The sequence below is a fragment of the Bacteroidota bacterium genome (assembly GCA_016718825.1).
Lineage (GTDB): Bacteria > Bacteroidota > Bacteroidia > J057 > JADKCL01 > JADKCL01.
In genome coordinates this window covers 145,062-170,875 of the sequence record JADKCL010000003.1, presented here as the reverse complement: position 1 = coordinate 170,875, position 25,814 = coordinate 145,062, and the positions used below count along the sequence as shown (strand labels likewise).

16 protein-coding genes are annotated in these 25,814 nt (G+C 52.2%); 10 read left to right on the top strand and 6 right to left on the bottom strand.

The features are described from left to right. Positions 1–39 precede the first annotated feature (39 nt). The gene (locus IPN95_04405; protein MBK9448648.1) at positions 40–3,186 is read right to left on the bottom strand and encodes a UvrD-helicase domain-containing protein; all 3,147 of its coding nucleotides are present in this window, start codon (positions 3,184–3,186) and stop codon (positions 40–42) included. A gap of 28 nt (positions 3,187–3,214) precedes the next feature. Between IPN95_04405 and IPN95_04400 the strand changes: the two genes are divergently transcribed. From IPN95_04400 to IPN95_04380, 5 genes are all read left to right on the top strand, one after another. Beyond that, on the top strand, positions 3,215–3,766 hold the full coding sequence (locus IPN95_04400; protein MBK9448647.1) for a hypothetical protein: 552 nt from the start codon (positions 3,215–3,217) through the stop codon (positions 3,764–3,766). Positions 3,767–3,905: 139 nt separating this feature from the next. Further along, positions 3,906–4,220, top strand: coding sequence for a thioredoxin family protein (locus IPN95_04395; protein ID MBK9448646.1), 315 nt, complete (start codon positions 3,906–3,908; stop codon positions 4,218–4,220). Between the two features lie 73 nt (positions 4,221–4,293). Then, the gene (locus IPN95_04390; GenBank protein MBK9448645.1) at positions 4,294–7,791 is read left to right on the top strand and encodes a gliding motility-associated C-terminal domain-containing protein; all 3,498 of its coding nucleotides are present in this window, start codon (positions 4,294–4,296) and stop codon (positions 7,789–7,791) included. A 268-nt stretch (positions 7,792–8,059) separates the two neighbouring features. After that, positions 8,060–13,090, top strand: coding sequence for a T9SS type A sorting domain-containing protein (locus IPN95_04385; protein ID MBK9448644.1), 5,031 nt, complete (start codon positions 8,060–8,062; stop codon positions 13,088–13,090). A gap of 175 nt (positions 13,091–13,265) precedes the next feature. Further along, positions 13,266–14,741 carry an HTTM domain-containing protein gene (locus tag IPN95_04380; GenBank protein ID MBK9448643.1) on the top strand — a complete coding sequence of 492 codons (1,476 nt, stop codon included), beginning with the start codon at positions 13,266–13,268 and terminating at the stop codon, positions 14,739–14,741. 122 nt (positions 14,742–14,863) lie between these two features. Here the strand turns inward: IPN95_04380 and IPN95_04375 are convergent, their stop codons facing one another. Together IPN95_04375 and IPN95_04370 are read right to left on the bottom strand one after the other, a co-directional pair. After that, entirely contained in the window at positions 14,864–15,799 is a 936-nt protein-coding gene (locus tag IPN95_04375; protein ID MBK9448642.1) for a diacylglycerol kinase family lipid kinase, read from the bottom strand. Between the two features lie 245 nt (positions 15,800–16,044). After that, positions 16,045–16,584 (bottom strand): SRPBCC family protein, encoded by a 540-nt coding sequence (locus IPN95_04370; GenBank protein MBK9448641.1) that lies wholly within the window; start codon positions 16,582–16,584, stop codon positions 16,045–16,047. A 142-nt stretch (positions 16,585–16,726) separates the two neighbouring features. On the opposite strand from IPN95_04370, the gene IPN95_04365 reads away from it, so the two are divergent. Further along, positions 16,727–17,572, top strand: a complete 846-nt coding sequence (locus IPN95_04365) for an alpha/beta fold hydrolase (protein MBK9448640.1) — start codon at positions 16,727–16,729, stop codon at positions 17,570–17,572. After that, positions 17,569–19,356: a Na+:solute symporter gene (locus tag IPN95_04360; GenBank protein ID MBK9448639.1), complete on the top strand. Its 1,788-nt coding sequence runs from the start codon at positions 17,569–17,571 to the stop codon at positions 19,354–19,356. The genes IPN95_04365 and IPN95_04360 overlap by 4 nt, the downstream gene beginning before the upstream one ends. 146 nt (positions 19,357–19,502) lie before the next feature. Here IPN95_04360 and IPN95_04355 read toward each other — a convergent pair whose 3' ends face one another. Beyond that, complete coding sequence (locus tag IPN95_04355; protein ID MBK9448638.1) at positions 19,503–19,790, bottom strand: hypothetical protein; 288 nt, start codon at positions 19,788–19,790, stop codon at positions 19,503–19,505. Then, positions 19,735–20,841 (bottom strand): hypothetical protein, encoded by a 1,107-nt coding sequence (locus IPN95_04350; GenBank protein ID MBK9448637.1) that lies wholly within the window; start codon positions 20,839–20,841, stop codon positions 19,735–19,737. The genes IPN95_04355 and IPN95_04350 overlap by 56 nt, the downstream gene beginning before the upstream one ends. Positions 20,842–20,845: 4 nt before the next feature. On the opposite strand from IPN95_04350, the gene IPN95_04345 reads away from it, so the two are divergent. Together IPN95_04345 and IPN95_04340 are read left to right on the top strand one after the other, a co-directional pair. Continuing rightward, a complete protein-coding gene (locus IPN95_04345; GenBank protein MBK9448636.1) occupies positions 20,846–21,415 on the top strand; it encodes a hypothetical protein in 570 nt (189 codons plus the stop codon). Between the two features lie 5 nt (positions 21,416–21,420). Next, a complete protein-coding gene (locus IPN95_04340; protein MBK9448635.1) occupies positions 21,421–22,164 on the top strand; it encodes a hypothetical protein in 744 nt (247 codons plus the stop codon). Positions 22,165–22,314: 150 nt separating this feature from the next. Here IPN95_04340 and IPN95_04335 read toward each other — a convergent pair whose 3' ends face one another. Further along, positions 22,315–23,841 carry a hypothetical protein gene (locus IPN95_04335; protein MBK9448634.1) on the bottom strand — a complete coding sequence of 509 codons (1,527 nt, stop codon included), beginning with the start codon at positions 23,839–23,841 and terminating at the stop codon, positions 22,315–22,317. A 522-nt stretch (positions 23,842–24,363) separates the two neighbouring features. Between IPN95_04335 and IPN95_04330 the strand changes: the two genes are divergently transcribed. After that, positions 24,364–25,779: a T9SS type A sorting domain-containing protein gene (locus IPN95_04330; GenBank protein ID MBK9448633.1), complete on the top strand. Its 1,416-nt coding sequence runs from the start codon at positions 24,364–24,366 to the stop codon at positions 25,777–25,779. Positions 25,780–25,814 lie beyond the last annotated feature (35 nt).

Genomic DNA, 25,814 nt, shown 5'->3' with positions numbered 1-25,814 from the left:
AATTTTCCTGGCTTCATTTTCCCGAATGTGCGTTTGTGCTCAAACTTGTGCCAAAATGCCATCCGGCAATTGAAGCGTCCAAGCATCGACTTCGCGATTTTCTTCTTCGATCAGGAACTTTTTGCAACTCGCAATGGCCTTTAGGTCAGCCTTTTCGCGGGTAGTGTCCACAATGACCAGCAAAATGAAGCGGTTTTCGGAAATGATCACGCGGTCCACGGACAAAGGTTCGGTGGGACCAAAGAGGAATTTCATTCCGAACCGGTAGGATTGCCCTTCGGCGTACCAAGCGGCAATTTGCGGTTGCTGCAGAATGCTACCGAGGCGCTTTTCGAGCTCCGATTTGGTGGCTTCCGTAGCCATGCCCGTTTCCAGCAGCCGGTCCAAAGAAAGTGTCAATGCCGTGGAATTGGGCAGGTTGCGCAAAACTTCGGCCATCAACGGCCCAAGTGACTGCGTGCCATCTGCACCGGCTTCCCAAAATTTACGCGCTTTCCGGTCGATGCGGATGCGGTCGCGCCAAGCGGTTGAGATCAAGCGGGCAGGCTTTTTGGGTTCGGCAATCGGTGGCTTGGCTGCAGGCGGAACCGGGAAGCCGGATTCGTAGATATTGGCATCCATCCCACGGAAATCGGGAGTATCTAAAACGCTGCGAATCAGGGCGCCGATGCTTTTGATTTCCTCGGGACCTTTGGTCTTTTGGGCACTTGCCGATTTGGCTGGCGCGAGCACGTACAGGCGCTCACGGGCGCGTGTGAATGCCACGTAAAGCACATTCAAATTGTCGAGCAGCGTTTTGTCCAGCTCGCTTTGATAGGTTTCCCCGAATGCAGACTGCTGCAATCCAGCCTGTGCTTTGATCAAGTGATTGGCAGGATATTCGCCAAAACTATCGCCCGAGGATGCCCAAATCGTAGAATATGCCTTGGGAGAAGTGCTCCAGTCTGCTCGCGGGATGATCACGATTGGAAATTCGAGGCCTTTGCTTTTGTGAATCGTCAAGATCTCCACCGCATTCTCGCCTTCCGGAACGATCAGGGAAAAATCGTCCTTTTTGTCATCCCAAAACTCAAGAAACGCCCCGATATCCGGTTTTTTGCGCTCTGAAAACTCCAAAACCACGTCCAGAAAATGCTGTACAAAGGCCGGCGCCATTTTTTCCAACTCAAAAATGCGGATCGTTTCCTCGGCCAATTCATACAGGGATAGCCGGTCAGTGCGGTAGCTCAGCAGTTTGAATGCTTTGGGCAACACTTCAAACATGGCCTGAATCGGGTGTTCATCCAGCAAAATTTCGCGGATGCGCAAGTTGGGATCGATGCCCCAATCGGTGCCATGGTGCAAATCCCTGAAAAAATAATGCAGGACTTCCGCCCGCGGAATCGCATCGGATGGATCAAACAGTAACCGAAAGAGGCTGACGAGGAAATTGACAACGGGAGATTTGCACAGCAAGATCGACTCTGCGGAAATCACACGAATTCCTTCCTTGGAGAGGGCTTCGGCAACATTGCTTCCTTCGTCTTTGGTGCGCACCAAAATGGCGATGTCACGGTATTCGTAGCCTTGCTCGAGCAAGCTTTGGACGAGTTCAACAGTGCGTTCATAAGCGGCTTCTGCAAACTTGTTGTGTTCTGTTTCGAGCAATTCGATTCTGACAAAACCTTGGGTTTCGTTGCCGGGGCGCACAAGCTGCGCGTGGTCGCTGTAAATTTGGCCAATCTCGGGATGGGTGGCGGAGACGAGGTTGACGGCTTCTGCAAAAAAACGATTGTTGAAATCGACCACATATTCCTTGCTGCGAAAGTTGCGGGCAAGCAGTTTGGGTACAACGCCAAGCTTTTCCGGAACAAGGAATTCCATCAGGGTCGTTTCGCCACCGCGCCAACGGTAAATCGCCTGTTTGGAATCACCGACGATGAGCAAACTTCCCGATTCGCCAGCGCCACCGCCTTTGAGATTCTCCACCAGGGGAAACAGGTTAAGCCATTGCAGGAGGGAGGTGTCCTGAAATTCGTCGAGCATAAAATGCCGGTAGCGTTCGCCGAGGCGCCAATAGATGTAGTCGGGCGTTTCGTCGCGGATGAATTGCTCGATTTTGGGCTGGAAATCGCTGATATGGACGAGGTTGTACTGTGCTTTGTAGGCCTCGATCAGATCCTCGATTTGCTGCATGACCGCCAGCGAATGCACATTTTGAAAGGCGTGCCAAGCGGTGTTGTAATCTTGGAATTGGGATGTGTGATAATGATGGAGTTGCTGAACTTTTGCGCGCAGTCCGCTGTCAAGCGCAGCGGCTACCCTTGGATTTTGGTCGCCTTTGCGTTCCCAGCGGTCGTCGACCGCAGCCTCCAAAAAGACCTTGGAACCCAATTCCGGTTCGAATTCTGATGGCTTCGTGGCAGCGATCATTTTGCCCAATTTCGTGACGACGCTGTTGGAGCTTTGGTGAAAGTCTCTGGCTTCAAGGCCATTGCGTTCGACGATTTCCAGTGCTTCTTTTGCGAGGGCATGAACTTCGTCGGGAAATGCACGTTTTTTCTGGCGCAACATCTCGATGAATTCCGGAAACTGTGCATTGTCAAAATGCTTCAACTGCGATAGAAATGGCTTGCTCGTCTCCCTGAACAGCTCCATCCCGACATTTTTCAGGTCGGATTCGATACGCCATCCGTCCTGATCCCGAAGTTTCTCTTCAACAAAACGCACCAAAATCTCCGTCACATAATCGTCCCGGCCGATGGTGTCCATCAATTGGTCCACGGTGCGTTGCAACATCAATTTGGAATCCATTTCGATTTCAAACCGACCGGGAAGCTCCAAATCCTTTGCAAACGAACGAATGAGCTTGTGTGTAAAACTGTCAATCGTGCGGACGGCAAAATTGGCGTAATCATGCAGGATTTTACCCAAAACGGTCTTTGCTGCAACGGCGACATGGCTCGCTTGGATTCCAAATTCGGCGACGAGCACCTCCTTCATCGCACTTTCATCCCCTTTGGAAAGCGAGGCAAGTTCGGAAAGGATACGCGCCTTCATTTCCCCCGCAGCCTTGTTGGTAAAGGTCAACGCAAGGATGTTTTTGTACCGTTCCGGGTTCCGCAAGGCAATCGCAAGGTACTCCTTGACCAAGGTGAAGGTCTTGCCAGAGCCGGCAGATGATTTGTAAATTTTGAATTGTTCCATGTGATGTTGTCGAGGCAAGATAAGAAAAATGCCGTTGGCTAAATTCGATAAATCATTTATTCCCCGTCAATTTCTAGCTTGCATTTTCCATAGGTTGAGGATGACGTATACAATGAGCCGACTTCCCGCGATGAGGTTTCTAGAAATTTTTGGTAGCACATGGATCATCGTTCTGTTGGTCTTTTCAGTAGTCGTTCTGCTTGCTTTTTGGCTTCTTAGATTGTTGAAATACAATGGAAAGCAGTCTGAGGACCCTCGGTTGCAGGTCCGCACGGCCGTCAATGCGAAGGAAATCACGCGCATTACTGAAAAAGGCATACTGTGCCAGCAAATTCAGTGGGATGAGATTGAGGTTATCTTGATCAATACCACCGACAAGGGACCATTCGTTGATGATGTTTTTTTTGTTTTTCGGAACGTCTCACAGAAAAAGGAGGTCGTCATTCCACAGGAGGATCCAGAAATGCCAGCTATTTTGGATCGGATTTCGCAGTTGCCAAGGTTTGACCATGAGGCCATGAATGCCGCAATGAGTTGCACTGAAAACGCTTGGTTTGCTGTTTGGGAGAAGGAAAGTTAGGGGATTATGGCACGATGGGCGCAGTTCTGCTACCGGTGTTACACTTCCATTTTATGATTTGCGTTTATTTTGCCAATGATATCGTGCTGACCGACAAATGTCTCCGTCGGCAATTTTTGGTAATTGAAAAGCGCACACTATGAGCAGCGAAAGAAGCAGTTTTCACAAATTGGTCGGCGAATCGGAAGTTCCGGTTTTGGTGGATGTTTATTCCGACAATTGCGGCCCCTGCCAAGCGATGAAACCTGTCTTGGCAGATTTGAAGGAAAGATTGGGCGACGGATTGCGCATCATCAAAATCAACGGCTATGATAACATGCAATTCATGCAGGACTTTCAGATTCAGGCATTTCCGACCTTGATGTTGTTTCACAAAGGCAAAATCGTCTGGTCGCGCATGGGTTTCACCACTGTGAGTGCACTGGAAAAGGCATTTCGGCAACATGCGGCGTAAGTCGATGCGTCGATTCAGCCACTTATCCACCTAACACTTGCTTTTCCGCCTCAATCCGCCATATTTGGTGGCAATGATGCGGAAAATTGTTCTCACTTGCCTGCTTGTGTGCCTCACGGCCTATGTTGCTGTTGCGCAATGCACGACGACCAATATCACGGGTAACTTTTCCCCTGCCAATGGAGACACCCTCCAAGGCATCTACAACATCACCGGAAATTTCACCATTGGGCCCGGCATCACGGTGCACGTGCGTCCATTCAGCCAAAATAGCTGCGGAAGCCTCGAAATTTATGCTGGCGGCAATATTTTCATTTCCGGTACGATCAATGCCAATGGCGCGGGCAATGTCGGCGGCCTACCCGGAACCGCAGGCCTCGCCAACAATATCAACAACATCGAGCAATGCTCTTCGCCGACCGATCAATGTGCCGACATTTTTACGTTCGGCGGTGGTGCCGGCGGCAATGCATTTGGTAGCGGCGCCGGCTTGGGCGGATTGGTCGGGCAAAATGGCAGTGGCCGCAAGGACCGTTGCCTCAACTTCGGCGATGAAGGCGGTCGCGTGGGTGGCGCAGGCGGCGCAGGCGCAGGCGCGGGAGGCAGCTATGGCGGTGCAGGAACCGCGGGTGCAGGCGGCGGAAACGGTTCAGTCCCAACGATGTCAACGTCCGACGTGGGATGCACTTCGACGCCAATTGTCGCGGGATCCGGTACGGTAGGAGGCGCACCCGGAACGAGCTTCGGAACGGCAAACGGTGCCGACATTGCCTTGGGCGCGGGTGGCGCAGGCGCAGGTGGAGGCGGACGTGGACGCACCGCAGGCACGGCAGGAGGCGCAGGAGGCGCGGGTGGCGGTTTGGTGAAACTGGTCAGTACAGGCACCTTCACCTTCAGCGGCACCATCAATGCCAATGGCAGAAATGGCCTTTCTGGCGGGAATGGCGGCAATGCCGGGGCATCTTCGCGTTGTTGCGTCGATGCTTGCAGCGGCGTCGACGAATACACCCATACCGGCGCCGGTGGCGGCGGAGGAGGGGCAGGCGGCGGTTCAGGCGGTGGAGTCTTGCTAGAATCCGGCGGCGCGGCAACCATCACCGGCACGATCAATGCCATCGGAGGGACCGGGGCACCCGGAGGAACTGCTGGAAACGGCTACAACATGAATCAGAATTGCATTTTTGGCAATTCCAATGCAAGTGCAGGCCCAAGCGCAGCCGGCGGATTTGGCGGCGGTGGGAGCGGTGGGCGCATCAAGGTGTTTTTTAATCCCTGCGCAAACGGGAACAACGTAGTGCCGACCATGACCGTCACAGGCGGAGCGGGAAATGCAGGCCCTGCGCAGGCAGGAACCACTTTTGCCGGTGCCCAAAATGGATTGGCACTCGGCACCGCAACGCCCGCTTTGCAGTCCATTTGTTTCAACGGCGACCCCGGGAACCTCAATTGCCTGCCCGCTTCCGGCGGATTGGGCGGCTATACCTACCAATGGCAGTCCCAATTGGATTGCCAAGGTCCGTGGACCAACATTCCCGGTGCCAATGCCCTGAATTTTGATCCGCCAAGCGGATTGCAAGACACGACCTGCTACCGTTTGCAGGTCCAAAGCGGACAATGCACGACATTTTCAGACACCTTGCGGGTGGATGTGAATCCCGCATTGTCGGTGACTGTGAATCCCGCAGGACCTGTGGTAGCCTGTCTTGGGGATTCCGTGACGTTGACCACTTCGGGTGGCGCGGGTGCGACCTACCAATGGTTTTACAACGGCAGTTTGATCAATCTCGCCACGGACAGCTTTTATGTCGCCACGGCCTCAGGGAGTTACACGGTTTTGACGCAGTTTTTGATCGGTTGCGACGGGCTGTCGGCCCCGGTTGTCGCGACCTTTTCGCCGCCGCCGGCAGCTTTTGCGATTGTGACAGGTGATTCGATTTATTGCCCTGGACATCCCGTGGACCTATTGGCGGTGGGAAATGGCAACTTTCAATGGTTGCTGAATGGCACCCCCATTCCCGGAGCGACCAATGCCAACCTCAACGCCGTTGCAGGCGGCAATTACAGCGTTGCCGTAACGATTCCCGGCGGATGTACGGCAACCTCAGCCGTTGTCACCGTGACCAATGGTTTGGTTCCCAATGCATTGCTGAACCTGACCGGACCTGCGGTGTATTGCGCATCGGATTCGTCGCTGTTGGAGGCAAGCGGGGGAGGAACGTATGCTTGGATGCTGGATTCGATGCCGATTTTTGGGCTGGTGGACAGCAATTTGTACGTACATGCCAGTGGAATTTACCAGGTCATCGTCACGAGTGCTGACGGATGTGCCGATACGACTGCAGGAATTGCGATTCAGGTGGACCCAACGCCGGATGCGGTGTTGAGCACGGCCGGCTTGCCGGTCACCTGCACGGGGGACTCCGTGGTATTCTACGCGGCAGGTGTCGGCACCTACCAATGGTTGTACAATGGCAGCTTGCTGCCTGATACCACACCTTATTACCATGCAGGCATTACCGGTGACTACACCTTGATTGTGACCAATTCGGCGGGATGCAGTGATACGAGCTTGACCTATGCTTTTTCATACTATCCGCCGATCAACACGACAGTCAATGTCTCCGGACCCGCTTACATATGTCCGGGAGATACCGCCGTGGTTCAGGCAATTGGATTGGGAAGCGTTGGATGGACGTGGCTGCAGAATGATACGTTGGTACCCGGGGCGAATGGGGCTTCGCTCGCTGTGACGGAGCCTGGGGCTTATTCGGCAATCGCTTATGATCAGCATGGCTGCGAATACCCGTCTGTCTTGGTGATGGTATATCCTGGGCAAGACCCTGACGCGGGGTTGATTTTGATCGGCGAACCCCCGCTTTGTGCCGGCGAAACCGTTGTTTTGATCGCTTCCGGCGGGGAATCCTACGCTTGGATTCAAGACAGCTTGGTGGTACCGGGATTCCTGGATTCGGTTTTTATTGTAACGCAAGCAGGGGATTATCAAGTGATCGCATCTACGGGTTGCGGCGCAGATACCACGAACATTGTCCATGTAGAGGCCGGAATCGCACCTACGGCTGGAATTGCCTACGACAATTATCCCCAAAGTCTGGTACAGTTGCGTGATCAGAGCATCAGCGCAGCCCAATGGCTTTGGACCTTTGGCGATGGATCGTCTTCTACGGAACAGAATCCGCTGCATCAATACCCCAATCCCGGAGATTACCCGGTTACTTTGATCGTTTGGGATATTTTCGGATGCAGTGACACCCTTTCGATGCTGATCTCGGTGACCGATCCTGACTTTTTCATTCCCAACGTTTTCAGTCCCAATGGCGATGGCATCAACGACGTGCCGATGACCAATTTCCGGAAGCTGGATACGTTTGTGTTTTCGATTTATGACCGCTGGGGACACATGGTTTTCCAAACGAATACGCAAGACACTTGGTGGGACGGTAAGATCAAAGGCAATGACGCACCTGACGGGGTTTATTTCTACTACCTGGAGGGGAAATTGCCGCAAGACCGTGAGGCTGAACAACGCGGTCCTCTTACACTTGTCCGATAGCCGTTGAGGACCTGCCACGATTTCCTGAAACTTGCATCATTCCTTACATAATGCCCATTTTCGAGTTTGGGACATGGAAAACATTTTTTTTTAGATGCTGGAAATTGCGCTATCTTCATTGCCAATTCGGAATGGTATTTTGCGATGAATGTGGTCAATGGACACCTTCCGTCTGTTCTTTTGCTGGGGTTGCGCTAGAATTACGCTGAAAAATTTCCCCGTGAAAGTCAATTGAAGCTGATACATGAATGAGATTCTTAGAAGGCCTATGAGAAGATTGAGTACTCTGACCCAGTGGATGCTGGGAATGTTGTTTTTTGCCCTTGCTTTTTCCTTCACACAAGTGAAAGCGACCCACGGGATGGGCGCCGACATCACTTGGGTATGTACCGGCAATGGACGGTATGTGATCACGCTCAAATTTTTCAGGGATTGTGGGGGTGTAAGTCCATTCAATTCGTATTCAATGACTTACTCTTCTGCTTCATGCGGGGTGAGTTCGTCGATCACCTTGAATCAACAGGGTGGGGCAGTGGATATCACGCCCCTTTGCGTATCGCAACCCAGTAGCTGCAACGGTGGCGGCGGTCCATTTGGCGTTGAACAGTGGACGTACACGGGTGTTTTGCAATTGCCTGTCGGTTGTGGAAATGACTGGCAATTGGGCTGGACCGAATGTTGTCGCAACAATGCGATCACAACATTGAACGGACCTGGCAATCAAAACATCTTTGTCAATGCCACTTTGAACAATACGTTGACTCCCTGCAACAATTCGCCGGTGTTCAACAACGCACCTACCCCGGTGGTTTGTAACAATCAGCCCGTCACTTATTCGCACGGCGTTACTGACCCGGATGGCGACAGTTTGGTATTTTCCTTGGTCAATTGCTTGCAAAGTGCGTCTACTTCGGTGGTTTATGGCGGAGGCTATTCCGGCGTAAGTCCCTTGTCGACCGTGAGCGGTGTCTCGATCAATGCGCAAACGGGTGTAATTACCTTCACCCCCAACGCATTGCAAATCGGGGTCATGTGCGTGCGGGTCGATGAATACCGCAATGGTGTGCTTATCGGCCGTACCGTTCGGGATATGCAATTCCGGGTAATCAATTGCAGCAATAACCCACCTGTAGTATCAGGAATCAACGGTTCAGGTGTTTATACCGTTACGACTTGCGTTGGAACCAATCTTTGTTTCACCTTCAACGGAAGCGACCCCAACAGCAACAACGTATTGCTCACCTGGAACAACGGCATTCCAGCAGCGTCGATGAACTTCGCGAGCAACAATACAACCGCTCCGGTCGGAACCTTCTGCTGGACGCCAACCTTGGCCGATGTGGGCTTCAACAGCTTCACTGTAACAGCGCGCGACAACGCTTGCCCGATCAATGGTGTGAGCTATTACTCCTTCATTGTGAACGTAGTTGGAACTGCCAATACCGTCAATGCCGGTATTGACCGAACCATTTGTGCCGGCGGATCAGTGGGTTTGAATGCGACAAGTTCAGGGGCGACCTCTTATACTTGGTCGCCCGGCACGGGTCTAAGTTGTACCAATTGTGCAAATCCGACTGCCTCGCCAGGTGTGACAACCGTCTATTCGGTGTCGGCGACCTTCCCTGACGGGTGCACGATTTCCGACAATTTGCAGGTTACGGTGACCCCATTGCCCGTTGTAACGATCACTCCGGGCGTGGTTTACACATGTCCTGGATCGCCGGTGACGCTCACGGGTTCATCAACGCCCGCTGCCGCCTCCAATCTTTGGAGCACAGGAGCCACAACGGGCTCCATTACCGTCTCTCCAGGTGCTACAACGACATATTGGTACCAATCGACCACGGCTGCCGGTTGCATCAACCGCGATAGTGTGACCGTGAACATCAGTGCGCCAACCGGTACCACTTGCAACGTGATCTATGCTTCTCCTACTGGCTCGGGACCTGGTACCCAAGCTAGTCCGGCAAACCTGATCACCGCCATCGGCATGGCTTCCTGCAACAACACCGTCATCAAGATGGCGATTGGCACCTACACGATCGACAATCCGATCGTGAACATTGCTGGTCTGCTGACAATTGAAGGTGGATTTGACCCGGGAAACAGCTGGCGCAAAACTTCTCAAGCTGGCGCTACGACGATTTTGCGTTCCAATTTGAACCCACAAGGCGCAGCCAATGAGCAACGCTTGGTGGCCATTCAAATGGCCGCTGCATCGGGCGTACGCTTCCAGGATTTGACGATTCAAACTGCCAACGCGACCGGCAACGGCATGAGTACCTACGGGGTACACATGACCTCATGCAGCAACTATACGTTTACGAGAACACAAGTCCTTCCCGGCAACGGTTCAGCAGGTGCCAATGGCACAGCTGGTGCAGCTGGCGCAAGTGGTGCCACAGGTGGCCCTGGCGGCGGCGGCGACATTGATGATGAAGGCGCTGCCGGAGCCGGTGGCGCTGGCGGAGCTGGAGCAGGCGCTGGATTTGGCGGCGGTGGAGCTGGCGGTCCGGATCCCACTGGAAACGCAAATTGTGGTTGTTTCGTCGGAAGCCCTGGTGTCGCAGGCACAGCCTCTTCCAATGCCCGTGCGGGCGGCGGCGGCGGCGGCGGCGCGAGCGGTGGTGAAGAAAGGCGCGCAGGTGGAGCAGGCGGAAACGGAGGTGGCGTCAATGGTGGCGCAGCCCAATTGTCTGGTGGCGGCGGCGGCGCTGGTCAGGACCCCGGAGGAACCGGTGGTGCCGGTACGGGAGGTGTCGGTGGATCACCAGGTGGTGCAGGAGCAGCAGGCCCTGCGGGAACGCATTCCGGTTGTTTTTGGGTTCCGGGTGGCATCGCTGGAACCGGTGGAGATGGTGGCGGAGCCAAAGGTGGCTGCGGCGGCGGTGGCGGCGGTGGACAATATTGTACATTCTGTGACGACGGAGCTGGCAACGGAGCCGGCGGTGGCGGTGGTGGCGGCCAAGGTGGCGCCGGAGGAACCGGTGGTCGCGGAGGAGGTTCATCCTACGGCATTTATCTTTGTACAAATGGTGCAAACGGCGCAATTGACGATTCCAGAATCGTAGCTGGAACTGCTGGAGCTGGTGGAAATGGCGGTGCCGGTGGCGGCGGCGGTGCTGGTGGCGGTGGTGGAGCAGGAGCTGCAGTTGGAACAGGAGAAATCGGTCGCGGTGGTAACGGTGGTGCTGGCGGTACTGCTGGCGTAGGTGGCGTTGGCGGCAATGGACAGCCAGGGCAATCGATTGCGGTACACCTCCAAAGTGGAACTGGATTGGTGCTCAATGACAATGCATTCAACTTGCCGGCTCAGCCTGTGATTTTTATGCAAAACATCGCATGCACCAATACGAATATTAATTATTCCTCGGGGGGCGCAGCCACCTGGGATTTGGGAGCTGGTGCCAGTCCGCAAAACTTCCCTTCGCAGGTATCAGCGACCACGGTGTATTCTTCTACAGGTCGGAAGGATATCATTTTTGGTGCCAATACTTATACAGGATTTGCCAATATCATCCTTGGTTCAGGCATCACGCCGCAGATTGGAACCAATGCCCCGATCATTTCAGGTCAATACCATGTTTGCGCAGGATCCAGTGTCTCCTTTCAGTCGCTGAATCCGGGTCTGAATTATATCTATTCATGGAGCATGGGCGGCGGATCGATTCCGAATACTTATGCTACGCAGGACGTGACGGGCGCAGTGTTCAATACACCGGGAACCTATACCATTAGCTTGAATTACACCACAGACTGCTGTGGGCTTTCGCCTGCTACGACAATCACATTGATTGTCGATCCGCAGCCGACTGTCGCGATTGCTGGTCCGACCGCATTCTGTGCTGGAACCGGATCTTCGGTGAATTTGACTGCCTCCGGCTCGACCAACTACACTTGGTCACCCGGTAGCGGGTTGAATACTACCGTCGGCAGTACCGTGACGGCCTACCCATCAAGCACAACGACCTATACGGTCACAGGGGTAAATGCTGTGGGCAATTGTTATGCATCCAACACCGTTACCGTGACGGTAAACCAAGTCAACTTGGCACCCTCTGCGGTCGCAGCGACTTGCAACAACAATGGTTCAGCAACCATTACACCTTCTGGTGGTTCAGGCAATTACACCTATAGCTGGTTGCCATTGCCGAATACTACCGCAACCGTCGGCAGCTTGGTGCCTGGAAACTATCCCGTGACGGTGGTCGACAACATCACGGGCTGTATCAGTACGTCGGTTGTGACGGTGCCTGCAGGACCCGGCTTGCTCCAGCCCAGCGTCGCGAATGTAACCCAGGTGGATTGCAACGGTGGCGCAAACGGTTCGGCTACGATCGCAGTCACGGGTGGTGTTGGTCCCGTGTTTTTCTACAACTGGACGCCCAGTGGTGGCAGTGGAGCGACTTCCACGCCATTGCCTGCCGGCAACTACGTCGTGACTGTGTTTGACGCGGGCAACCCCGGCTGCCCGCAGTCCACCTTGGTGACGATTACGCAGCCCAACCCGATGATTGGTTCTGTATTGGCTACGTCGACAGCTAGCTGTCCTTTCCCAGCCAACGACGGTTCGGCAACAGTGAATGCAACCGGTGGTGTCGGACCCTATACTTACAATTGGGGCTTTGGCACAGGTGCCACACAATCAGGGTTGTCCCCAGGCACCTACAATGTCACAGCAACCGATACACGTGGTTGCCAGACGGTGATCCCCGTGAACATCATCTGCATCTTGCCAGTCGAATATGCATTCCTCGCGGCAAATCCAGTGAACAAGGACATTGCTTTGGATTGGGAAACCACGCTGGAAATCAACAACATGCGCTTCGATGTGATGCGTAGCACGGACGGGCTGCAATTTGCCAAGATCGGCGAAGTTGCCCCATTGGCAGTGCCCGGCGAAGGAGCTACCTACAACTTCCTTGATCAGAATGTCGAAGCCGATGTGGTGTACTATTACCAACTCAAGCAGCACGATTTTGATGGCAATACCAGCCAGTCCAACATCGTTTCTGCGATGGTACCCGGAGCGGCAGTTGATTTTGTCCGCGCTGTATTCCCCAATCCATTTGAAGATGTCGTGAACATCGAGGTGCGGATGGCATTTGACGCCAAAGTCAAGGTCGAGATCACCAACATCGCTGGCCAAAGCCTTGGTGTTGCCCGTGAGTTTGACCTGCGTGCTGGAAAGCAGATGATGCGTCTGAACCTCAAGGAAATGGCTGCGGGCATGTATTTCGCTAAGATTTCCGTGAACGGCGTCTCGATGGGAGCAGCCAAGATCGTCAAGGCGAAGTAAGCGTACGCAAGGCAACAACTGAAAATGGACAGGTCTTTGGCCTGTCCATTTTCGTTTGGTTGTAGCCGTCCAATTACCTCCAAGAATCGTCAAACCCAAGTATCCGAAAATCAAATTCTAAACTGTAATTTTAGCCCCGAGGCAAGCAGTTGCCGATATTGATTGAAAGGAAAATATGCGTCTTCTCGCTGCCACCACGTACCAAAGTTTGTTTAAACCCACGCATCCAGCTACGCTTGGGTTGCTGCGCATCTGCTTCGGGATCTTGATGGTTTGGCAATTCCAGTCCATCAAGCCTTATATCCTCGAAATCGTCACGAATTCGAAGTTTTTCCTGACCTACGACTACTTCCACTGGATCAAGCCGCTGTCGCCAAGCGTTATGGAATCCCTGTTTTTGGCAGGAACGATTGCTGCCGCCATGATGCTCGTGGGACTGCTCAACCGGTTTTCGTCCTTGATCGTTTTTCTGGTTTGGACTTATATGTTCATGCTTTGTCGTGGGCATTATACGAATCACTACTATCTTTTTTCCCTGGTTGCTTTTTGGATGTTCATGACGGATTGCAACCGATGGGGATCGATCGATCGTTTGATTTACAATGCTTTACCGGTAACGCGTGGTTGGATTTTGGGCTTTGGCGAAGACAAAAACACCGTACCCTATTGGCAGGTGTTGGTGTTTCAAGTTCAAATCATGATCGTCTATTTCTATGGGGGTATCGCAAAAATCGGATGGGATTGGATGCAAGGTTATCCCATGCGGATTTGGTTGCCGATGAAACCGTGGCTTCCAAAATTCATGCAGACCGATGCCGTCGCGATTTTTATGAGTTGGTCTGGAATGCTGTTTGATCTTGGCATCGGTTGGATGTTGATGTCCAAACGATTGCGTTGGTGGGCCTTGCCATTTGTGCTTGCATTCCACGTCACCAATCAGCTCACTTTCCGCACCATTGCTGGATTTCCGCACTTTATGGCCGCTGCGACCTTGATCTACTTTGAACCGAATTGGCCTGAAAATTTGCGGATTAAACTGAAGAATCTACTGGCGAAAGCAAAGGAAAAGGTGAAACCCGTTGCTGAAAAGTCGCCTGTCCCACAGCGGATTACAGGCTTGCGACGGGTGTTTTTGGCTTTCTTGTTGGTTTACGGAGCCTGGCAAATTTTCTATCCATTCCGCCATTTCCTGTATCCCGGTGATCCGTCTTTGACAGGGGAGGGGGCGACGTTTGCTTGGCGAATGATGCTCACAAGCCGTGACTATGGTGCAAAGTTGAAGGTTTTGGTGGATGGGCAGACCTTTTACATCACGGGCGAATCGTTTTTCCACTATGTCAATTGGCGGCAATTTACCCGCCTCTGCAGGATGCCCAAATCCATTCACCGGTTTGCGCATTTCATTCGCGACGAAATGAAAACAGCCAATCCGGCAGCAAACCCGGAGATTTATGGTTTCTTGATCGTCGAATACAACGGCAGGCCGTTTCGGCAGTTGATGGATACGACAGTAAACCTCGCGGCATTGCCCTACAATGAATTTGGCCACGCAGAATGGGTCTATTCTGATTACATGGAGGAGCCCGCAGGCAGCAAATGGAAGCAGCAACGCACCAATGAAGGCGACCAAGTTACAGACGGCAGGTTCTGAAGGAAGACTACCTGCGTGGATCGAATTGCCATGAATGACGTGCAACCTGGGCTGTTCCGCTAAAGGGCAGAAAGTCTTTTTTGAAATTACTTGACTGGAATCCAGCCGTTCGATTGTAGTGATCAGGGTTTACCCACCGTCGCCACCCGCAACGCTTTGGGTAAAATCGAAAACTTGGCAGTGCCCTGACCGATGTTTTCCCCATCAACTTCGAGCAGGGTTTCAGTGCCCGTAGTCACCGCCAAACTGCTGCAACGGTGTTGCTCTACATGGCTGATGCGCACGAATTTTCCGGTAAAAATGCCTGGAAAGTTCCAGATCACCTTCCACTTGGGAAGCTCGTTGATTACCGTCAGGTCAAACATCCCGTCGTCAAGCAAGGCACCAGGGCATTGTTGCATGCCTCCGCCGTTGAACTTGCAGATGCCGACCGCCAATGTGAAGAAGTTGCGGGCGGGAAGTTGTTTTCCGTCAACAACAAAAGCCGCAGAGGTCATTTTATATCGGAAGAGTATTCCGACCAATGCTGGAATATAGCCCAAAATGCCGCCTTTTCCCGCTGCTTTATCGGCGTTTGCCTTGATTCCCACTGCAGCTTCGAATCCCATTCCGGCGACGTTGTCAAAATACCTGCGCTGCGTTCCTTGGTCCGTTTCCCATTCCACGACACCGACATCCTGCCTGATTTCCTGCCAATTGGAGAGCAACTTTACGCAGCTTGCATAGTCCTTGGGAATGCCGACCGTTCTGCGCCAGTCATTGCCGGTCCCGATCGGGATTTGCGTCAGCACAATGTCGGTACTTGGAACGGACGCTTGTTGGAAAATGCCATTCAGGACTTCGTTGACGGTTCCATCGCCGCCGACAGCCACGAGATTCCGGGCACCGCGGGCGATCGCATCCTTGGTCAAAACGATGGCATGACCTGCATATTCCGTTTTCAGAACTTCGAAATCAATGGAGGCTGCTTGCAGCAGCTTTTCAATTTCCGGCCAATGTTTGGCGCCCTTGCCGCTGCATGACCTTGGATTATGGATTAACGTCCAGTGGATTGCCATGGGCAGCGAAGATAGCAACTCAAATCAGATTCGGCAATTGAATTGCAAATCCTAAATTAAATGCAAAGTTCGCTCAGTTCGCAGGATAACCGCAGGTCTATTAAGGAATGCAAAGTCAAACGAGCGCCATAAAAGCTATTCAACTCTCCACTCTCAACTCTCAACTCTCAACTCTCAACTCTCAACTCTCAACTCTCAACTCTCAACTCTCAACTCTCAATTCTCAATTCTTCTCAATTCTCAACTCAGACCTCAGAACTCTCCATAATCGTTTTCAGCCTCTTCAATCCGCCTTCGAAGTCCTTTTGCATGTAGGGAATCATCATTTTGGCCATGATTTTACGGCTCGGATTGCTCCCGGAATCGCCGTAGGCTTTCCAAACGACCTCTGTTTCGCCGCCGCGCGGCAGTAGGGTCAAGCAGCCTTTGAGCATGTGATGGCCATGGCCAAAGCTGAACATGTATTTGATTTGTTCGGGACGCTCGCCGCCGCAGATTTTAGTTTTACCGAACTGGTTCTTCGCCTTCCAACACATCGTCGCGCCGGTCCCGGATTTCGAACCTTCATAGGTGAATTGGAAACTAGGATTCACATCCTTGCTCCAAATGGTCCATTTTTCCCAGTTTTCGATGGCATTGAGGTAATCATAGAGCCGCTCGCGGTCGGCACGGATCACAATCGACTCCGCCACTTCCCATTTAGCGGGCAACTTCGAACCATAGACCAAAAAGCCCAGTACCAACAGGCCAAAAACAGCCAAAAATATGATTAACAGCCAATGCATCCTTGTGATTCTAATTCAGCGCCCTATTTGCTTCCTCCAATGAACGCGAATCAAAGCAAATTGTTTGCCGTGATGAATTTCAAAACAAATTGATTCGAAATTCGGCGGATTTTGTGAATTTGCATGCTAAGCACAGCGCACTATGGTACAACATTTTTCCTATACATCCTCCCAAGGTCACCCGATGGCACTCAGCCTTTATGGCGGGACTTTGCCTCCCGAAACGCCCTGTGTGGTTTATCTGCATGGTTTCAAGGGTTTCAAAGACTGGGGGTTCACGCCTTATCTCGGCGAACGTTTTGCAAAAGCCGGCATACGACTCTTGGCGATGAATTTTTCACACAATGGAATTGGAAACAATCCGTTGGAATTCACCGAATTGGAGAAATTTCGGGACAATACGTTTTCATTGGAGGTGGATGAGGCCCGTGAAGTTTTGGAAAAATACAGCGACGGAAGGCTCTTCGGGGCATCGTCGAATGTAAAAATGGGCGTTTTGGGCCATAGCAGGGGCGGAGGGGTTGCCCTTGTAGCTTTTGCAAGACATCCCAAAGTCGCTGCGATTTGCACTTGGGCCTCTGTCAGCACTTTTGCCCGTTATCCCAAACACGTGATCGATCTCTGGGAACAGCAAGGATTTCTTGAAGTCCCCAATACCCGTACGGGGCAAATGATGCACCTCGGATGGCGCATTCACACCGACCTCATGGCGCATATCGATGACAAGTTGAGCATCCAAAAGGCTGTTTCGGAGACGACAAAGCCGTTGTGCATCGTACATGGTGATGCCGACGAGGCCGTGTCCGATGGTGATGCCCGCGCTTTGTTCGAATGGGCAGACAATACCCAAGCCGAATTGCACGTCATCCCCGGTGCGGGTCATACATTCGGTGCAAAACACCCCTTCGAAGGCTCAAATCCCCTGTTGGAAGATGCCCTCGGTCATACCTTAACCTTTTTTACCCAACAATTCAGCATTGCGCCATGACTCTGGAATTGATTGATTGGATCCTGATCGTTGCCTACTTTGTCTTTTCGGTTGGCATTGCATTGCTGTATGCCAAACGTGCCGGCAAAAACCTCGGCGAATTTTTCCTCGGTGGGCGTAGCCTTCCTTGGTATTTGGCGGGCATCTCGATGGTAGCCACGACTTTCGCAGCTGATACACCGTTGGCGGTGACGGAATTGGTCGTGCAAAAGGGCATCTCCGGCAACTGGCTCTGGTGGAATATGTGCATCGGGGGCATGCTCACGACGTTTTTCTTTGCAAAACTCTGGCGTCGCGCCAACGTCTTGACCGAGGTTGAATTCATCACCTTGCGCTACGCTGGCAATGCTGCGCATTTCCTGCGCGGCTTCAAGGCCGTCTATTTGGGCTTCCTGATGAACGTCCTCGTCATGGGCTGGGTCAACGTTGCCATGTCAGCCATTTTGCAGGAATTTTTCAATCTATCTTCGACGGAAGCCTTTTGGTACACCGCCGCTGCCATGGCGATTGTCGGTATCTATAGTAGTGTCGGCGGATTCATGAGCGTCGCGGTGACCGATGCGTTTCAGTTCGTCCTGGCGATGGGCGGATGCATTGTCCTGGCAATTTTGGTCTTGAATTCGGATAAAATCGGTGGAATTGACGGACTCAAGGAGAAGCTTGGACCCGACAATGCGGTTTGGAACATGTTGCCGAGCATCGGCAGTGACGCGGGAGGGGCAGTGAAAGCCTTCAGCATCACCTTTGCATCCTTTTTTGCCTATATCGGCCTGCAATGGTGGGCATCTTGGTATCCCGGAGGCGAACCGGGCGGTGGCGGTTACGTCGCGCAACGCATGATGAGCACCAAAACCGAACGTGGAGCGGTCTTTGCAACGCTCTTTTTCCAAGTCGCGCACTTCTGCCTGCGACCATGGCCGTGGATCATTGTCGCATTGTGTTGCATCGTGCTTTATCCGAATCTACCTGCTGCAGATGCCAAATTGGGCTATGTGATGGCCATGAAGGAGTTCCTTCCTACAGGATTGCGCGGCTTGATGCTCGTTTCCTTCTTCGCAGCCTATATGAGTACCATTGCAACACAACTCAACTGGGGCGCGAGCTACCTTGTCAACGACTTGTACATGCCCGCACGCAAGCGGCAGGGCCTTGCGCCGAGCAGCGACAAGCAATTGATTTTCATCAGCCGGATGGTGACCATTGTATTGATGGTCGTCGCCATGGCCGTTTCCTCTCGTATCAATTCGATCAGCGAGGTCTGGGCATTCATGATCGAATGCGGTGCCGGCCTTGGTTTGGTCCTCATCTTGCGTTGGTTTTGGTGGCGCATCAATGTCTGGTCCGAAATTTCGGCGACCGTGGCGCCGTTTGTGATCTATGCCGCGTTGAAGTTCGGGGTGCCGGAGGCTTGGGGTATTTCCGAATTTCCCACGAGCTATTTCATCACGATTGGCGGTACGACACTCGTGTGGTTGCTTGTCACCCTATTCACAAAACCTGAGCCGATGGCGCATTTGGTGACCTATCACAAGCAAGTGCAGCCGGGAGGATGGTGGAAACCCGTCGCTGAAAAATCTGGCATCGTCGTCCGGGCCAACACCGTACCGCTCGTCATGGCTTGGATTTCCTCGGTGCTGATGACCTATGCAACCTTGTTTGCCATCGGGCAACTCATCTTTAAAAATTTCCAAGCAGGATTCATTTTCCTTGGTGTTGCCACCGCAGCAGGCCTGTTTCTGTGGTTGGTGCTGCGGGAGTGGAAGCTGTTTGAGAATGAGGAATGAGAATGGAAGATCGGCGAAATTGAGAAATGAGAAAATGGCCCGGTGATGTTGATCATGGGGCCATTTTTCATTTTTGGGTTTGAGAGACAACAAAAAAATCCGCCTCCCAATGAGAGGCGGACTTGTATTCTGCACAAATCCTGAAATCAGGACTTCATTTTGGCTTCGAGCGCGGCGATCACTTTACGATTCGACTCCTCTTGCGTCTCTTTGCGAATCACCTCATTTGGGTTGACTCTCAACATCTGACGCCTTCTCGCAGCAACACCGCGAGTGTTCATTTTCTTCGTACTAAATCTGATTCCCATGACTTTGCTTTTATAAAGAGTGGCAAAGATAGACGTCCACTCGGTGAATCCCAAACTTTTTTTGATTTTTTTAGGCATCTGCCCTGGCAACGGGAAAATCGACATCCAGTTTGCCAGCGTAGCCATTTCCGCCAATGTCGTGGCTAAATCCAATCTTCATTTGAACACCAAGGGTTTTTCCTCGCTTCGCAAAGAGATGGAATTGTTGCTCCACGGTGCTTGATCCCGGCTTCTCAAAGTTGATATGCAGTTTGAAACTGCCGCTCAAAAAGTAGTCATTGGCCATGCTGTCGCCAAAATTCAGGATCAATTCGGGCTTTTTGAGGCCAAATTGCTGCAACGGCGAATTGGCCTGCCCGATGAGTGCCACAAGGTCCTTGTAGGCTGCAACGATCTTTGCCTTGGCAAAGGCAGTGGGAGCGAGGTGCTTGCCCGGCGCGACCAAGCGGGATCCATCGGCATTCAAATGCAATTGCGCAATCGCCAAATCCGAGGGCTCCAAGAGCCGTGTCAATGCGCCGCCAATCGCACGGTCGATGATGCGGATGAAACGACGCTTTTCATTTTCAAGCGTACGACGCGTTTTCAAATCGGCATCGGAACCGATTTTCAGCAGCGCCTCCAACTGCTCGGCGACTGATTTCGCAGCGTCCTTGAGGGCGTTTTGCATGATCAGGTCCCATTTTGGGTCCAGACGAACACTGAGTCCCACATCAAAGGTGGGTGCGGGCGCTGCTTTTGCCGCAGTTTTTGTGGCAGGTGCAGCCTTTGCAGGACGTTCAGGCCGAGCCACTTTCACAGGTTCTACAGGTTTCGTGACAACCACCTTGGTGGCTGCCTTCGCGGCATTTGCAGCCTTGACCTCTGCAATTCGTTGTGCACGTGCGTCGGCCTGTGCTTGGATTTTTGAAGCACGTTCTGCCTTTTGTGCCTCGATTGCCTGCTTTGCCTCCGCAGCTTTGGCTAGCCTTGCAGCTTTCTGTTCTTGCAATGCAGTTGCGCGTGCAAGTTTATCCGCCTCAATTTTGGCGAGACGCTCGGCCAATTGCGCCGCACGTTCCTTGTTTGGAGGAATCACAATTGCCTTTGGCCGAATTGTAGCCGGAGACGAATCCTTGGCGGATTCCACCTCATTCTTTGAGACCGGTACAACCTTCACCACTTCTTTGGGCGGCATCGCAATGGCGTTCTTTTTATCGGAGGAGACAGCCTTTGGAGCAGTTGGCGTTGCTGTTTTTGTAGACTTTGATGCAACCGGTGCGGGCTTGACCGCAGGTTTTGCAACCGGAGCGCCCGTTTTAGCGGCTGGGTTCGGCACCTTTCCCTTGACGGAGGAGGGTTTCGGCTTTTCAACTGCTTTCGTTTCCGGCTTTAATGGAGCCGATTTTGCCTTCGCTACGGGCTTAGGATCAGCTTTCGCTGGCACAGTTGCCGGTTTCGCAGCCGGTTTTGCAGGTACTTTCGCCGCAGCAACCTTCGGCTTTTCCGCGGATTTACCTGGAGAGGCCGGTTGCTTTGCCGAGGCACCTTTTGCCGGAGCGACGGATTTGGGTGCGGGGACAATTTTCTTGCCTGCAGCAGGCACCGGGACGATGGGTTTTGGGCTTTCCTTTTTCTTGGCCATAGCGATGAATCACAAATATTTGATCGAATATCACCAAAAAAGCCGAACCAAAAATCAATTCGACGGAGGTTTGATTGCTTTTTCGTTTTCAATGTGGGATCAGCGGTCTAAATTTGTGCAAAATTGATATTTATGAGCAACGCATTGGTCGGATTGGGACAAACATTGGTGGAGGCATTTGCATGGGGATATGCAGCAAAAGCGGCTCCTGCGCCGTTCAAGACGATCGATGAGGTGCGCTCAGCGCCGTCATTGCCTGAATTACCCGCCATCAAGACTGCCATTGCAGAAGTGCTTGGGCCTGATAGCCAAGGCGTCGGGATTTTTGCCAAGGCAGATGCAGTCATCGATCGATTTCCGGCATTCGAAGATCTCCGTGAATTCCTGATTGACCTCTGCGTGGTGCGCCTCATGACCGAATTGGAGGCCGATGAAGAGGAGGGAGACGAGGTTTTTGAATCTCCTGAATGGCAAAAAATCGAAAATGCAGCAGCAGATCGCGGCACAGAGTTGCTCAATGTGCTGATTTACATCAAGGAATGCGGACTCGCTGATGCCGATCCTGATTTGGAAGACTTCCTCTACGAATACCTGTTGGTCGATGACGAAGACTACCAAGACGAATTGGCCATTTACGAACCGTTTATCAAAGGACTAGAAATTGTTGGCGCCCCGCTGAAACAGTTGATTCAGGCTGGAAACGATCAGCACGACAACGAAATGCGCGAACTGTTTACACCGATGATGCTGTTTTTCCGGGAGGCAGAGGCGCAGCCGGGCAAGATTACCCTCGCTTTGTTGGAGCATAGCGCCCTTCCGGAGCTGCATTGCGCGTTGTATGGCTTATTGTGTGCCGCCTTGGCGGCGAGATTGTAAGCCACTAATTCGCTACTTTTTTCTTCTAAGCACAAAGCCAGGATAGACGAAATCTTTGGGTATTTGTGGACTTTTATTGTCCCCTCCTGAAACGCGTTTGACAAACGGGCATTTGTGCCTCAGCGGAGAATCGTATTCTAAGGAGCAACCCTACTTTCCTTCGTCTTCCTTCTCCTCCACGGGTAGCTCATAATAGACCTCGTCCAAGAGTTTCTTGATTTGTGCCTCGTCGAAGCCCATTTCCTTTGCCTTTTCGGTGAGGTGCTCGCGTGCGACCACGTTCAATGGCCTGTAAATCACGCCGTCTGCAAATATTTCGCCCAAGCCGTCAAAGGGATCCTCGCCTTTTTCCTGCGCCTTGCGTTCCAATCGCTCTTTGATCCATGACAACAGGACGGTGATGGCGCGCTCCTGATCAAAATTCACGAGGCATTGCGGAAATAGCGGCAACGTGGTCGTCATCCCGACGCGGTCGATGAGAGGGAGCATTTCCACGATGGCATCCCAGCCGCGCTCATCTTTGATTTTCGCGAGGGCAAGTCCCGCATTGGACATGCCGCATGTCGAACTTGCGCCTCGGAGCAGCCCGATGAGTTTTTCGACAGCGGGATTGCCAGCCTCGCCGAGCAAGCGTGTGGCGCTGGACTCCAAGCCGTTACCGTGATTTTCGTGCATATTGATGATGCCGATATAGAAATCGATGGCTTCATCCAGCGGACGATTCTCGATTTCTGCGAGGGCGGCATTTTTCTTCTCGATGCTGTGCGCATCACCAAAATAGCGCAGCGCTGCCAGGTTTTCCTCGGAATAGGGTAGGGTGGTGAACGCCGGAAGGCAGTAGAAGAAGAAGCTTTTTTGCTGGCATTCCTTTGCTTTGTCCGTTTCCCCCATTTGCATGTAGAGCTTTTCCAGGTTTTGATAGAGCTTGTAGTTTCGCGGAATGCGTTCGCACATGCCAAGAAGCTCTTTTTCCGCATTGACAAAGTCCTTCTGCGCGATCAGATTTTGGATCAAGAAAGAGGTTGCGCGGTTCTGGTATTCGGGATCTTGGCGCAAGTTGGAGAACACCTGATTCGATTTTTCGAAGTTCCCCATTTGCTTGTACACCTGCCCCATCAGGTATAGCAGGGCGCTTTTCTCATCGAGCTCGACCTTGGACTCAAGGAATTCCAATGCTTCACATCCGATGGAGAGATTGGCTTCTTTGAATTGCTTTTCATTGAAAGGGAGGTGCTTGTCCTCAGGAAGATAGACCATGTTGCCGTCTACCGCTTTCATTCCGACGCCATATTCGGCCATTTCAAGGCAATAACCGGCTCGTGCCCGCACAAGAAACAGCACCGGGCCATATTCCTTGATGGCGGCATCGATCACCTGATTGCTTCTAAGCCACTGCCCGTTGCGAAATAGTGCTTCGGCATACGCCATTTCAGAGAATGCGCATTGCCCCAAGGCCTTGCGCGTCTCCTCGACGAGCACGATCGCGGAGGAGCTTTGGTTGGTTTCGATCATTTCGATCGCTTGCTCGATCTTGGCTTCCATGCCGTCGGCGCAAGGCGATTCCGGCTTTTCCTTCATGGCATTGTAGCGAAGCTTGGGACGCTCGTAATCTTTTTGACTACACAAGGTGCTGGCTGTGAGCAGAATGCAGAATAGGGAGATTTGTAATTTTTTCATCGAGTTGTCTGGTAGGAATTCAATGCGCAAATCCAATGATTGCATTGCGAATATAGAAAATTTGGACAAGAAATTGTAGCGGATCCGCCGATTGGACAGGGCAATTACTGCTGACCTGGGTTTTTGCCGTGCGCTTAGGCATCGGAGCCCCGCGTAGGCGGGACACGGTTCCTAGAGAAGGCCGGTTCCGGGCGAAAAATGGTCATCGACTCCAGATGTCCTTGAAATGGAAATGAGAAGTGATTGCCCTGACCCATCGGAATGATTGATACTTCGGAAATCAACTGAAACGGGTGGTCCAAGAAGGAAAATCCAACCTTGCGCCCTGAATGGACCTAGGGAATTTCCTGAATCAAGGTTTTGTTTAATTTATTTCGAAAAACATAAAACAAACAGGGTTTTCCCTAGTTGTAACGTAATTGCCAAACTCTGTCTCCATTGATCTGGGCGGATAAGCATACGGTCCCCTGTTCCAGCCTACGATATTTTCTAAATCGCTCACTTCCTTTTCCAGAAATCTCAATGATAAAAAACCCTCTTTTCACGTTGCTCTTTATTCTTGGTTTCGGAATCGCTTTTTCCCAAACCAACGTCTCCGGTGGTATTTACAACAATGTCACGTGGACTTTGTCGGGTAGCCCCTACATTGTGACCGGCAACATTGTCGTCTTTCCGGGCAAAACCCTCACCATCGAACCCGGCGTTGAGGTGCGGGTGCAAGGAAATGGTTATCCCAACAGCATGGGAATTTCGATTGAGATTCGCGGAATGCTTGTCGCAGTTGGCACTGCGACTGCACCGATCACATTCAAAGCCGATGGCATTGTCACCGATCCCTACACTTGGTCGGGCATTTATGTAAAAACCGCGCAGGGCGGAGACGCGGCATTCGACTATGTCAATTTCTCCAACGCCTACACTGCTTTTCTTTCCGATCAGTTTTCCGTTCGACCCGGGATCACAACCCTGCACAGCTGCAACTTTACACACAACCAATTTGGGCCAAGCCCTTGGTTTACCACGCGGTTTGAGGATTGTAATTTTTCCTCAAACTATGTCGGCGTGCAGCCGATGGGTACCTACGGCGTGGGCTTGCAGTTACTCAGGTGCGACTTTGACAGCAATCAGGTAGCATTTCCTTATGTCTATGATACGGTAACGGTCGACAGCTGCAACTTCGTCAACAACAACACTCCGGTGATTTCCCTGGCGAACGGTACGGTGACCAACACCCTCTTTCAGGGGAATCTCATTGCTTTCAGTGGATATGGCGCAAGGATCAGCAATTGCCAATTCATCAACAATGGTACCGCCATCAGCAACTTTTCCTCGGGCTCATTGACGAATTGTATGATTCGCTACAATCAACTTGGGGTGGAAATCACGGGCGAGGCTGAGATGAGAGACAATGACGTTTCGAGCAATCAGGTTGGCGTAAAGATTTACGACAATGTCGTCGGCTTTGTTGACAACCGGATTTGCGGGAACGTCCAGTACAATGTCGAAAACGCGGCTGACAAAAACATCAGCCTTGTGAGCAATTGCTTTTGCGAATCAGATTCGACCGTGGCAGAGCAACTGCTTTTTGATGGCTATGACGACATCACGCGTGGACTTTTCAACTATGCCATTTACGATTCCTCTTGCACGAATGTCCTGCAATTGGTGTCCAAGGTGTTGATTCCCACAGGTACGCCTGAAGTCAAGCTTGCCCTGATCTCTGTTTACCCCAACCCGGTAAGCGATGTTTTGAACGTGCAATTGCCAGCAGGCAACAGCACTGGCGCGATCAAGCTATTGAATCTGCAAGGACAAGTGTTGCGCGTCGTCCCGGCTAGAGCACTTACACGTATCGAGGTTGCTGATCTGTCCGCAGGGGTTTATTTGCTCGATTTCCAAGGTGCCGACCGGCAGGTTGTGAAATGGATCAAACAATAATTGAAGGAGTAGGGCAGGCAGCGCTTGTTAGCTCT